Consider the following 12106-nt stretch of genomic DNA (forward strand, 5'->3'; position numbering starts at 1 on the left):
AGATCCCGCCGGCGAGTCAGCGGCGTCGGCGCCGTACCAGGCGGCGGAACGCCCTCGGCCCGCCGGCCGGTGCGGGCAGCGTGCCCGCCACCGCGTCGGCCAGCAGGGAGCCGACGGTCTCGGCCGCACAGGCGCGGTTGGCGCCGATGCCTCCCGACGGCCCGCGTTTGATCCAGCCGACGACGTACGTCCCGGGCCTGCCGGTCACCCGGCCGCGCTCGTGCGGCACGGTCCCGGAGGCCTCGTCGAACGGCAGTCCCGCCTGGGCCACCCCGCGGTAGCCGACCGCCCGCAGGACCAGGCCGGCCGGGATCTCCTGCTCGGCGGTGCCGCCGGTGACCCGCACGGCGCGTGTGTCCTCGCCCCCGCACACCGCCACAGGGGAGGAGCGAAAGCGGAACACGATGCGCCGCTGCCGTCCCGCCGCACCCGGCGACAGGGACCAGTCGACGGCCTCCCGCGTCACGTCCCGCAGCACCGCCGCCTTGTCCCGCGGACCGGCGGCATCGATCGCCGCACCGATGCGCGGATCGTGGCCGTCGATGAGCAGATCCACCCCGGGAAGGTGCTTCAGGGCGAGCAACTCGGGTCCGGTGCACGCCGCGTGCTCCGGTCCGCGGCGCCCGAGCAGCACGACCTCACGCACCTTGCTGCGGCGCAGTTCCGCCAGCGCGTGGCCGGCGATCCCGGTGCCGGCCAGCGTCTTCGGGTCGGAGACCAGGATCCGCGCGACGTCGAGGGCGACGTTGCCGTTGCCGACCACGACGACACGCTCGGACGACAGGTCGACGGCGTCCGCGGCGACCTCCGGATGCGCGTTGTACCAGGCGACGAAGGTGGTCGCGGAGACGCTGCCCGGCCGGTCCTCGCCCGGAATGCCGAGCCGCCGGTCCGTGGCGGCGCCCACCGCGTAGATCACCGCGTCGTGGTGGGCGGCGAGCTCCTCCGCGGTGACGTGGGTGCCCACGTCGAGGTCCAGGTAGGTCCGCGCGCGCGGATGAGTGAGGAAGCGGGCGAAGGTCTCGCCCATCTTCTTGGTGGCCGGGTGGTCCGGTGCCACGCCGTACCGGACGAGCCCGCCGGCGACCGGAAGCCGGTCGACGAGCGTCACCTCGGCCCGGGTGTGCAGCAGCAGGTCCTTGGCGGCGTACATGCCGGCCGGGCCGGTGCCGACGATCGCGACCCGCAACGGCCCGAAGTCCGAGGGCAGCACCCGGTCGAAGGGCGGCTCGCCCCAGGCGTGGAGGTTCGGGCCCGAACGTGCCGGTGTCCCCTCTTCCTCGGAGGGCGTCGTCTCGTCCCGCTCGAAGTAGGCCGCGTTGATCCGCGCGTACTCCCGCTGTCCGCCGGTCAGCCGGTCGAGCGGGAGGACGGCGTCCACCGGGCAGGCGTCGGCGCAGGCGCCGCAGTCGATGCAGCTCTTCGGGTCGATGTACAGCATCTCCGTGCTGCCGAAGGCCCGTTCCCCGGGCGTGGGGTGAATGCAGTTGACCGGGCAGACGGACACACAGGTGGCGTCGTTGCAGCAGGTCTGGGTGATCGCGAAGGCCATGGTCGTCCACTCCGCTGAAGGCCGGGGCAGGTACAGGTGCGGGTCGTCAGACGAGGTGGGCGCGCTTGTAGAAGTGGAGCGCGGGCCCGGTGAGCAGTCCCACCGAGGACAGGAACTCCATCAGGCCCGAACAGCTCGCCCGCATCATCGACTTGTGGTGCTCGTTGGCCTTCGCCTCGCGCAGCGCGCGTGCCTCGTCCAGGCCGGCGTTCGCGTAGACCTTCCGGTTCACCATGCTGGTGACGATGACGTAGGCCGCGACGGCGATCAGCAGGGCGTGGATCCGGCGGCGCAGCCGTCCGGCCCGCGCGAGGTGCCTGCGAGTCTCGTCGCGGGCGAACTTCATGTGCCGGGACTCCTCGACGACATGGATGTTGTTGATGGTGCGGACGAAGGGCACGACCCGCTCGTCGCGCATCCAGTCGCGCTGCATGACGTCGAGGACCTCCTCGGCGACCAGGATCGCCGCGTACGCGGCCTCACCGAAGGCGACGGTCTTGAAGAGCCGGCCGAGTTCGAGCGCGACCCGGTGCGGTCGATAGGCCGGCGCCCGGAGCTTCTGGGCCCCGCGGGCGAACATGATCGAGTGCCGGCACTCGTCGGCGATCTCGGTGAGCGCCCACTGGACGGTGTCGTCCGTCGGGTCCTTGGCGTAGATGTCCCGCAGCACCATCTGCTGCAGGATCATCTCGAACCAGATGCCGGTGCTGGCGACGGACGCCGCCTCCTGGCGCGTCAGCTCCTTGCGCTGCGCGTCGGACAGCTCGTTCCAGTACGCCGTCCCGTAGAGCGTGCTCCACTCCGGGCTGGCGCCGTGGAAGCCCGTGTCGAGCGGCGTGTCCCAGTCGACCTCGGTGAGCGGGTCGTAGGAGAGCTGCGCGGACGAGTCCAGCAGCCGCCGGGCTGCGCCGTCGTCGGAGGTCCTGTTCCCCATGCTGAGGGCTCCTCGCATCGAGTCCGGTCAGTATTACCACGGGTAACCATCCCGCTTGCTGACGAACTGTATAGCAAGAGGAGTCGCGTTCCTACCCCCAAGTAGCAAAGGGCTGTCGCTGGAACACCGGTCTCCCGGTCAGGCGCGGCGGGAGCGGACCACGAGGGCCGTGCCGCCGGCGACGGCCAGGACCGCCGCGCCGCCGAGGACCGCGGCCCGGTCGCTCGCACCGGTCGCGGCGAGAGCGGGACGGGAGTCGCGCGCCGCCCGCAGGATCAGGTCGGTCACGTCGTCCGAGTCGGTCTCCAGCACCGCGTGCGGGGCGTCGACCTCGACGGTGGTCGAGCCGGCCCGTTCGGCCATGAAGCGCAGGTTGTCGGTGCCGATGGTGCGGTCGTCGGTGGCGACGAGATACCAGGAAGGGATCGTCCTCCACGCGACGGCCCGGGTCGTTTCGGCGCTGGTCGCCACGTGTGCGGGGCGCTGCGCGGCGGCCAGCGCGGCGGCCCGGTCCGCCGCCGTCCGGTCGCTCAGGAAGACGTCACCGAACTTGTCCGGCTTGATGTACGTGTCGACGTCGGTCGGGTCGCTGCTGAGCGGAATCGCCGCCAGGGCGGTGGGGAGGGGAGCGTCGGGGTCGTCCGTCAGATGGCTGCCGGGGTACTTGGCGGCCAGCTGCAGGGCCGTCTCGCCCCGGTCCGGCGCGAACGCCGCGATGTGGACGAGGGACTTGACGTTCGGGTTGCCGGCCGCCGCGTTGGTGATGACGGCTCCGCCGTAGGAGTGGCCGACCAGGACGACCGGGCCCTTGACCGTCTTCAGCCGGGCGGCGAGGTGGGCGGAATCGCCGGTGAGGCCGCGCAGTGGGTTCGCGGTGGCGACCACCGGATACCCCTCCGACTGCAGGCTCCGGATGACCTCGTTCCAGCCCGAGTCGTCCGCCCAGGCCCCGTGCACCAGCACGACGGTCGGCCTGGCGCCCTCGCCGGAGCCGGAACTCCCGCCGTTGCCGGACGCCAGGGACGGGTCGGCGGCCATCAGGGCCGCGGCGGGGACGAGGACGGCCAGGGAGAGTGACCGCCGGGCGGAGACGTGCCGTATGAGCTTCATGGCCGCTCTCTCTTCGAGGGGAAGGCCCGCTGTCACGACACTGCATGCGGCCGACTGGCCCAGCACCGTCAGATGGTCCGGGCGGGTGAACGGTCCGTCCCCACGGTCACCCCCGCATGCCCGGTCTCACCTCCGGTCCCGCATTCACTCGACTCCGCTGGGAGTGGGCTGCGGTGTACGGCCGGCGAGGACCTCCTGCAGTCGCTGCGTGCCCTGCTCGACGGCCGCCGAGGTGGCGTCGTGGTCGGCGCCGCCGGTTCCGCCGTTGGTGACCGTGATCGCGTTCGCGCCGATCTGAACGGCGGCCACGTCCAGGGTGAGGGTCACGGGCTCGTTCCCGCTCATGCCGCTCGCCGTCACGGTCAGCCCCTGCCGTGCGTCACCTTCTTCGGGCAAGGACATCCCGGTGACCTGGACGGTGCGGTTGCCGCTGTCACCGCCGGTCAGAGTGAACTGGTCGCAGGCGTCGGGAAGTGACCGCAGCCACTTCATCGATGCGTCGAGGTCGGCCTTCTGATAGGCGGCGACCTGGTAGAGCAGCCGGGAGTCACCCTCCTGGAACCCATTGAGCGCCGATGCCCCGGACGGGCGGCCCAGCAGGGTCTCGTCGTACAGCGAGTCGATCAGCCTCTGGCACTCCGAGGTGTCGCTCTTCCCCTCGAGGAACGCGGCCGCGTCGACCTGTCCGACGAGCAGTGAGTCCCGCCACTCCTGGGGGTTCTCGACCTGCGTCCAGTCGTCCTCGAGGTCCGCCTCGGTGATCAGCGCGTTCCGCGCGCCGGTCTCGCTGAGCTCCGAGGCCGGCGACGAGGTCGGGGAAGAGGCCGGGGACGACTGCGTGGACGTCGGCGTGGGCGACTCGGTCTGCGCTGCGAGGGCCCGCTCGACGGCCGCGGTGGCGGTCTTCGACCCGGCCGACGCGCTGTTGTCCGGGTCGGAACAGGCCGCCGTGGTGAGCAGTGTCCCGGTGGCCAGTACGGCGGCCAGGACACGGGACGAGCAGACGATCGGGCGAGGGGTGGTCACGAGTGCCTCCTGAGGATGGGACGAGCGCCCCGGCGCCGACCTGCCCCGGGCGCTTTCTGCCCTTGTCCTCTCACCGCATCACCGGTCCGCCCGGGCGACCAGCGCAGCGGAGGCACATGGGTGAGAACCGGCCCGGCATCGCGCCCGAGTATCCGGGGAGTCACCGGGAAGAAGCGGTTCCGAGCGCGCTTCCCGGCGTCCCCCCGAGGGCGCTGGTACGTTCCGTTTGCTACGGCATGTCCTGAAAGGAACCCAGTCACGTCCCCCACCGACAGCGGGCCCCCGCCCCCTTCCGCAGCGGTCAAGCGCCACCCCACCCTGTTCCGTGCCGTCCGGCGCCGGCGGAACCCGCCACTGCGCCGGTCGGACATCACGGTGACGGACGAGCGGGCGGTCAGGCGAGCGGTGAAGGCCGCCTCGCTCGGCAACGCCATGGAGTGGTTCGACTTCGGTATCTACGCGTATCTGGCCGGCACCATCGGCCGGGTCTTCTTCCCTTCCGGGAGCGACACCACGCAGTTGCTGTCGTCCTTCGCCACCTTCGCCGTCGCCTTCCTGGTGCGCCCGCTCGGCGGCATGGTCTTCGGGCCGATGGGTGACAAGGTCGGCCGCAAGAAGGTGCTCGCGCTGACGATGATCCTGATGGCGATCGGCACCGCCGCGATCGGCATGCTCCCCACGTACGCGGCCGTCGGCTTCTGGTCGCCGCTGCTGCTGATCCTCTTCCGGTTGCTGCAGGGATTCTCCACCGGCGGCGAGTACGGCGGTGCCTCCACCTTCATCGCGGAGTACGCCCCGGACAAGCGGCGCGGCTACTTCGGCAGCTTCCTGGAACTGGGCACGCTGGCCGGGTACACCGGCGCGGCGGGCCTGGTGACGGCGCTCACCGCCTGGCTCGGCACCGACACGATGGACGCCTGGGGCTGGCGCATCCCGTTCCTGGTCGCCGGTCCGCTGGGCATCGTCGGCATCTACCTGCGGCTGAAGCTGGACGACACACCGGCCTATCTGAAGCTGCAGGAGGGCAACGTCCACGTCTCCGAGGCCGCGAACGCGGTGGAGACCACCGCCCGGGGCGACCTCGCCAAGATCTTCCGGCAGCACTGGCGGATGCTGGTGCTGTGCATCGCCCTGGTCGGCGCCTACAACATCACCGACTACATGCTGCTGTCGTACATGCCGACGTATCTCTCGGACGAGCTGCACTACAGCGAGACCCACGGTCTGCTGATCCTGGTGGCCACCATGGTGGTGCTGATGCTGATCATCAGCCAGGTGGGCCGGCTGAACGACCGGTTCGGCCGCAAGCCGTTGCTGATGACCGGCATGCTGGGCTTCTTCGTCCTGTCCGCCCCGGCGTTCCTGCTGGTGCGGCAGGGCAGCCTGCTCGCCGTCTCGTCCGGCATGCTGATGCTCGGCCTGTCACTGGTCTGCCTGCTCGGCACCATGTCGGCGGCGCTGCCGGCCATGTTCCCGACGTCGGTGCGCTACGGCTCCCTGTCGGTCGGCTACAACCTGTCGGCGTCGTTGTTCGGCGGCACGACACCGCTGGTCATCACGGCCCTGATCGGCGTGACCGGCTCGGACATGATGCCGGCGTACTACGCGATGGCCGCGGCCCTGGTCGGTGTCGTCGCGGTGGCCTGCATGAAGGAGACGGCCCAGCAGCCGCTCGAGGGCTCGCCGCCCTCGGTGCAGACGGAGCAGGAGGCGGCGGAACTGGTGCGGTCACAGGCACCGGCGCCGAAGTTCTGACGGCGCGCCCGCACGGCGGAACCGCCGGGCGCACGGCCCCGCCCGGAACCGTTCACTCCGCGGACCGGGCCCGTGGTGCTCGACGGCCCCGACCGGATCGTGGCCGTCCACCGCACGAGGTCCCGGACCACCGCCGTCGGACTCGGCGGCTCACCGGCCGGGCCGGCCGCGTGGATCGTCGAGAAGCTCCGGGCCCGGAGCGACTGCGGTGGCGACATCGTCCGCCCGCCGAGGGCGTGGCTGAAACGCACGGCGAACGTCGTACACATGGGTGAACCCCCGCGCGGCGGGCACTTCGCACCGTTCGAGGAGCCCGAGGCGTACGCGGAGGAACCGCGCGCGTCCTTCCGCCCCTACCGGAGGGCGGCGGGCCGAGGACGCGGCAGTGGTGCCCTCCCCGGGGTCACAGGCCGGTGACCTTGCCGCTCGCCGAGACTTCGTATACGAGGGTGACAGTGCGTCGGCCGCCCGGGGCCAGCGGGATGTTCCAGCGGACGATGCCGTCCGCGTCGATCGCGTCGGGCGCGGGAGAGCAGTCGTCCTGGCGCAGGCGTACCTCCACCGCCGAGACCTCGGAGACCGGGACGCGCTCCCGGACGACGACCGTCCTGTCGTCGTGCTCGCCGGGGGCGGAGAACCTGGAAAGGTGCAGGCGGACGGTTCGGGTGAGGACGGTCCGTTGGGTGATTCCGGTGGTCTCGCGGGTCTCCTCGGTGTGCCGCAGCACCCGGTGGTCGTCCCGGCTGCCGAAGGCGAGCTCGACGGGGGCGCCGGGGGCGGTGAAGTCCAGGGTGCCGCGTCCGCTGAACCCACTGCCGCGGACGAGGTCGACAGGCCCGGCGAGCAGGGCGTGGCCGGACAGGTTGTCGCACCGCACCACCTGGCTGACCAGGGGCGACAGCTCGGGCGAACTGGCGTACTCACTCCTTGCGGGCGAGGTGAAGGAGGACAGCGGAACACGGTGGGCACGGCCGTCCGCCGGCACGGAGACCGGTGCGGGGGAGTGGAGTACGCGCACCTCGCCGCCGTCGTCCACGCCCGGCAGCCCGAGCACCGGGGCGGGACCGAGGTCCGCGACCTCCTCCTCGCGCAGGTCGACGTGGACGGTGCGGCGCTCCGCGGTGGAGCGGTCCTTGAGCGTCAGCCGGTCCTCGCTGAGCCGGGGCGGTTCCGCGGCCCGCGCGGAGCGGGCCGTCGACAGGGTCAGCCGTACGTCCGACCAGTCCTCGCCGGTGCGCTGCCAGACGATCGCGTCCGTGTCCAGGGTGAGGCGATCCCCGTCGAGCACGGCCCGATAGGCGGGCCGCCACACCGCGCACGGCGTGAGATGGCTCAGCCGCAGCCCGGCCTGCCCGGCGGCCGAGGCGTGCACGGTCAGCTCGATGTGACCGACCAGTTCGGCGGGTTCCGTCTCGGAGGCGTCCAGGGTCCGCTGGGTCTCGGACAGTTCGGTGGCAATGGTGGCCAACTCGGCTTCCACGGAGCGCAGTCGTTCGCCGTGGGAGTCGCGTTCGCCGTCCACCCGGTCCAGTTCCCGGGCCCAGCGGTCCCGTTCCGTCTCTCCGGAGCCGGCGCCCTCGCCGATCTCCCGCAGCAGATCGGTGGCGAGGCGGCCGAGCAGATCGAGGCGGGTACGCAGCCGGTCACGCCGCTGCTCCAGGGCCGTCCGCTTCTCTTCCAGGACTGTCACATGCCGGCGCAGCGCGGAGTCGCCGTCGGTGGGCCCCGGTCCGCGGGGCGTCCAGCTACGGACGATCCGGGCGTCGAGCACGGTCGCCGGGTGGTCGGCGGTCAGCTCGGCATGGAGGGTACGGTCGACGGCCAGCGCGCTGACCGGTCCGAGACGCAGTCGCTGCGTGCCGCCCCGCAGATCGAGCACGATCGCACGCTCGACGTGAGCGCGGTCCTCCGTGCAGGTGACGGCGGTGACGGGGAGGGGGATGAGCTCCGATGACGTAGACATGACTGTGTCAGCTCCTGCGGTTGCCGCCGGTGAGGGCCTTGCCGGCCGGGATCCGGATTTCGTAGCCGCCGTCGAGAGCGGCGGTGCCGCCGGCGGGCAGCTCGATCCGCCACAGGCGGGTGCCCGGCGCATGGTGCTCCGGTCCGGCGTCGCCCTCGGGCGCGGTCCAGTCGGCTCGTTCCTCGATCCGGACGTCCGCGTCGGAGGTGACGGGCACGCGCTCGCGCACCTCCACGGAGACGGGCACCGGAAGCCGGTTGGCCAGCTCCACATGGACGCGGTGGTCGAGCACGGTGACGTTGTTGCGCAGCCCCGCGGTCGACTCGCGCAGATTCACCCGGCGGGTGACCCCGATGGCCTCGGCCGGTCCGAGCCCCACCCGGCACCCACCGCCCGGGGCGAGCGTGGGCAGAGCGGCGGTCAGCAGGAAGTCCTCGTTCACGGTGACCTCCACCGGACCGGCCAGCAGGGCCTGATCGGTGGCGTTGGAGAGCACCAGCGTCGTGTACACGGTCTGCTCCACGGACGGAACACAGAGGTACTCGGTGCGCAGGCCGACCGGGATCTCGCCGACGGTGACGGTGTGCCAGGTGCCGTCCGAGGGAATGTCGGCCGGGGCGGCGGCATCGAAACGGTGGTCGAAGGAACCCGCCGACTCGCGGGGCCGTACGGCGTGTCCGGGAAGGGGCAGCGCGCCCACCGTCTCGGCACGGCGGCGGTACTCGGCGGTCACCGGGTCGAAACCGGCACCGGGGAACAGCCTGCCCCGACGGCCGCCCTGCTCGTCCGGGCCGCACAGGACGAGCGCGGAGTAGTCGAGCTCGGCGCCGTCCGGCTGCGGCGGACCGGCCGGGGGCGCCGGCGGCGCCGCCTCGGCAACGGCCGTGGACACGGCGGGCGGTGGCGGAGCGGCCCCGGGAGCCGCGGGCGCGGCGCCGGGCGCGACGGGCCTTCCGGCGGTACGCGGCCTGCCGCTCGACCTGGCCATGGCCGGTGACATGACGCCCCCGAAGGGCTGAGGGACAGGGCCCTCCGGCGGGACGGGCGGCCCGCCGTGACCCGCCGGTGCGGGCGGCGGTGGCGGAGCGGCACCGACCAGGGCCGCGTACCCGGTTCTCGTGTCGGGGTGGGGGCCTGCCGCGTCGTAACCGGCGAACAGACCGGTGAGCCCCGCCGGGTGCTCACGCCAGCCCGAAGGCGCGGGGGCGGGCTGACTGCGTCCGATCCGGACCGAGCGGAGCCGGGGCAGGTCGGTGCGACGGCGCAGATCGGCGGTGGCCAGGGCGATGCGCACACCGGTCCAGTCCTCACCGGTGCGCTGGGCGACCGAGGCGCGCAACAACAGAGACCCGTCACTGTCTCCCTGACGGTGAGTGAGACGGTAGGCCGGCACCCAGACGGCGCCCGGCACCCCGTACTCCACCTCCAGTTCCACCTCGCCCGCGCCGTCGAGCGTCAGGACCGCACCCGACGAACCGGCCACCGTCGCCGACTGGGCATCGGTGGAGGCACGGGTGAGCCTGTCCTCGGCGACCGCGAGCTCGTGCTCGACCCGGCCCAGCTCATCGTCCAGCTCGCGGAGCCGGCTGTGCAACAGGGACAAACGCTCGTCGACGAACTCGGAGAGCTCCAGCCACGCGTCGACCGGGGTACGGCGATGCGGGTCGTCCCGCTTGCGGGCCGGCGGTACCGGACGGAGCGCTCCGACCTCCTCGATCAGACCCCGCTGCCGGTCCCGGCGGCCCCGCGCCGCCGCACAGTCGTCGCGCAGCCGTTCCACATCGCGTTGCAACCCGACGGCCGGCTCCGCGCCGAGGAGTTCGGCCTCCACCTCCACCCGGGCCTCGGTGACACGTACCCCGGACGCTCCGAGCACGCGGGCCCGCAACGAGCCCGGGTCCAGCGAGCGGGGCAGTCCCGTCACCCGCACGCGTCCGTCGGCCGGCACCGTGCCCCGGGCCAGGCGGCGGCAGAGCGCACCCTGCGCGTACACCACCACCGAATCGAGAGTCGATGCCCACCTCGGGGTCGTCCCAGCTGCCATGCGCCCCCCACCCACCCAGCCGTGTCCGTGCCGAGGGCAGCCTACGCGGTGACCTGTCGCCGTACCTGCCAGGTCCCGGTGCCGGCACGGAACACGCGCGACGGGGTGTCAGCCGCCGCCCGCCGTTCCGCTTCCCGGGCCGGACCTCGGATGCGCACCTGGCGAGCCGCGGGCGACGTGATTGTGAGCGACCGGCGGCTCGACCCCGGCCAGGGACAGCGTGCCGGCATCGAGGCGAAGGTCCCGCACCCGGGCGGTGGCCGACATCCTGTCCCCGTACGTGCTCGGAGCACCGGCCGGTGCGTGAACGCGGCTCAGGAGCACGGGCAGCGGCGGGGTGACGACTGCTGCCTCACCAGACCAGGCACCAGTACGTGCCGTGGTGCCCGATGCCGATACGGCTGTTCCGCGGGACCAGGCCGGGGTCCGGCCGACCCACCGCCGCCATCGAGCAGGCGGGGTCACCGACCGCGTCGGCGTTCGCCATGCGGTGGGCGGCGGCCGTCGCGGCCGGAGAGGTGTACCACGTGGTGGTCGCCCCTTTGTCGCCACCGGTCGTGGGCGTCGGCCCGGGCGTCATGGCGGACGGCGTCGGTACGTGTTTCGAGGGCGCCGGTCGCTTCGTCGGTGTCCGTGTCGGCGCTGGACGGACGGGTGATGCCGAGGGCTTGGGCGTCGCGGACTTCGGCGGGGGTTTGGGCGTCGCGGGCCTCGGCGGGGGCTTGGGTGTGGTGCGCTTCGGCGGTGGCGGTGGCGGTGGCGGTGGCGGTGGCGGTGGCGGTGGCGGTGGCGGTGGCGGTGGCGGTGGCGGTGGCGTTGCGGACCGCTGCGAGGGTGCGGGTGTGGGAGAGCCCGGTGAGGGCCGGGGTGTCGCGGACCGCGTCGGTGGTGGTGGCGTCGTCGGTCCCGCCTTCGGAGCGCGCGTGGCCGACGTGCCGGTCGTGGTCCGGTGGGGCACCGGTCGGCGGCTGGGCGGCGCCGGCCGAGTCGTGGGCCTCTGCTCCGGCGGTGCCGGCTCGGTTGTCGTCCGCCGTGCCGGCGGTAGCGGCTCGCCGGTCGGCCTCTGTGCCGGCGGCGTCGGCCGGGCCGTCGGCCGCCGGCTCGGCGGGGTCGGCTGACGGGGCCGGGACGTCGTCGGCCCGGGCGACAGCGTGGGCGGCGGCGTCCGCCGTGCCGTGCCCGACGGCTCTGTCGTGAACGTCCAGGACGGCAGTGGATTCAGTGTCGGAAGGGACAGGTCGTTCGAGGCCGAGGGCGTGGGGCCGGGTGTGCCGCCGTCCTGCGCCACCAACGCCCACACACCGATGCCACCGAGGACGAGCACAGCGGCGCCGCCTGCGATCCAGGGGGCACGCCGGGGTGGGCGTCGGTGACGGTTCATGGTCTTACTGTCCTATGTGACCTGACGGGGCGCCTGTCGCATCGTCCGGACATCGTGCTCCCCGTCCGGTCGCTCCGCCCGTGCGAGTGACACGGAGGCCTCTCCGGCTTCCTTCCGAACGGGGTAGTTCCGGGTGCACCACGCCGGCTCAGGTTCGAGTCTGGGGTCATGCGAATCCGTCCATGGGCCATCGTGGAGCCGCCCGACAGCCGTGGCCTTCGCCGAGTCACCATCGGCGGCGAGACGGTAGGCAGTGCCTGGTCACCGGCCGAACTGCGAAAAATACTCGGCCGTTTCGGTTATCCGGAAAACGCGGACCTGGATGATCCGTCCTCCATTTC

General features: G+C 72.6%; 9 protein-coding genes and 1 pseudogene. 2 read left to right on the plus strand and 8 right to left on the minus strand.

The genetic code is table 11. From position 1 onward, the window contains the following. Positions 1 to 16: 16 nt before the first annotated feature. The 4 genes from ACH4VX_RS08940 to ACH4VX_RS08955 all read right to left on the minus strand — a co-directional run bounded on the left by ACH4VX_RS08940 (position 17) and on the right by ACH4VX_RS08955 (position 4622). Positions 17 to 1552: an FAD-dependent oxidoreductase gene (locus tag ACH4VX_RS08940; RefSeq protein ID WP_398366687.1), complete on the minus strand. Its 1536-nt coding sequence runs from the start codon at positions 1550 to 1552 to the stop codon at positions 17 to 19. Between the two features lie 46 nt (positions 1553 to 1598). Then, on the minus strand, positions 1599 to 2486 hold the full coding sequence (locus ACH4VX_RS08945; protein ID WP_398366688.1) for a diiron oxygenase: 888 nt from the start codon (positions 2484 to 2486) through the stop codon (positions 1599 to 1601). Positions 2487 to 2624: 138 nt separating this feature from the next. Then, entirely contained in the window at positions 2625 to 3596 is a 972-nt protein-coding gene (locus ACH4VX_RS08950; protein ID WP_398366689.1) for a lipase family alpha/beta hydrolase, read from the minus strand. 144 nt (positions 3597 to 3740) lie between these two features. Then, a complete protein-coding gene (locus ACH4VX_RS08955; protein ID WP_398366690.1) occupies positions 3741 to 4622 on the minus strand; it encodes a hypothetical protein in 882 nt (293 codons plus the stop codon). A gap of 318 nt (positions 4623 to 4940) precedes the next feature. On the opposite strand from ACH4VX_RS08955, the gene ACH4VX_RS08960 reads away from it, so the two are divergent. Further along, a complete protein-coding gene (locus tag ACH4VX_RS08960; protein ID WP_398366986.1) occupies positions 4941 to 6377 on the plus strand; it encodes an MFS transporter in 1437 nt (478 codons plus the stop codon). Positions 6378 to 6479: 102 nt separating this feature from the next. Then, positions 6480 to 6794 (plus strand): annotated as a pseudogene (locus ACH4VX_RS08965) (hypothetical protein); the annotation flags it as partial. Here ACH4VX_RS08965 and ACH4VX_RS08970 read toward each other — a convergent pair. The 4 genes from ACH4VX_RS08970 to ACH4VX_RS08985 all read right to left on the minus strand — a co-directional run bounded on the left by ACH4VX_RS08970 (position 6781) and on the right by ACH4VX_RS08985 (position 11682). Further along, positions 6781 to 8340, minus strand: coding sequence for a DUF4139 domain-containing protein (locus tag ACH4VX_RS08970; protein WP_398366691.1), 1560 nt, complete (start codon positions 8338 to 8340; stop codon positions 6781 to 6783). The pseudogene ACH4VX_RS08965 and the gene ACH4VX_RS08970 sit on opposite strands and share 14 nt — an antisense overlap. A gap of 7 nt (positions 8341 to 8347) precedes the next feature. Next, positions 8348 to 10384, minus strand: a complete 2037-nt coding sequence (locus tag ACH4VX_RS08975; RefSeq protein ID WP_398366692.1) for a DUF4139 domain-containing protein — start codon at positions 10382 to 10384, stop codon at positions 8348 to 8350. Between the two features lie 352 nt (positions 10385 to 10736). Beyond that, positions 10737 to 10871 (minus strand): hypothetical protein, encoded by a 135-nt coding sequence (locus ACH4VX_RS08980; protein ID WP_398366693.1) that lies wholly within the window; start codon positions 10869 to 10871, stop codon positions 10737 to 10739. Continuing rightward, positions 10846 to 11682 (minus strand): hypothetical protein, encoded by an 837-nt coding sequence (locus tag ACH4VX_RS08985; RefSeq protein ID WP_398366694.1) that lies wholly within the window; start codon positions 11680 to 11682, stop codon positions 10846 to 10848. The genes ACH4VX_RS08980 and ACH4VX_RS08985 overlap by 26 nt, the downstream gene beginning before the upstream one ends. Between the last annotated feature and the right edge of the window lie 424 nt (positions 11683 to 12106).

The organism is Streptomyces sp. NPDC020731 (assembly GCF_044334705.1).
Classification (GTDB): Bacteria; Actinomycetota; Actinomycetes; order Streptomycetales; family Streptomycetaceae; genus Streptomyces.

Coding starts and splice junctions, on each gene's coding strand:
- ACH4VX_RS08975 (WP_398366692.1), bottom strand. CDS start 10,384: ATGGCAGCTGGGACGACCCCGAGGTGGGCATCGACTCTCGATTCGGTG.
- ACH4VX_RS08950 (WP_398366689.1), bottom strand. CDS start 3,596: ATGAAGCTCATACGGCACGTCTCCGCCCGGCGGTCACTCTCCCTGGCC.
- ACH4VX_RS08940 (WP_398366687.1), bottom strand. CDS start 1,552: ATGGCCTTCGCGATCACCCAGACCTGCTGCAACGACGCCACCTGTGTG.
- ACH4VX_RS08970 (WP_398366691.1), bottom strand. CDS start 8,340: ATGTCTACGTCATCGGAGCTCATCCCCCTCCCCGTCACCGCCGTCACC.
- ACH4VX_RS08945 (WP_398366688.1), bottom strand. CDS start 2,486: ATGGGGAACAGGACCTCCGACGACGGCGCAGCCCGGCGGCTGCTGGAC.
- ACH4VX_RS08980 (WP_398366693.1), bottom strand. CDS start 10,871: ATGGCGAACGCCGACGCGGTCGGTGACCCCGCCTGCTCGATGGCGGCG.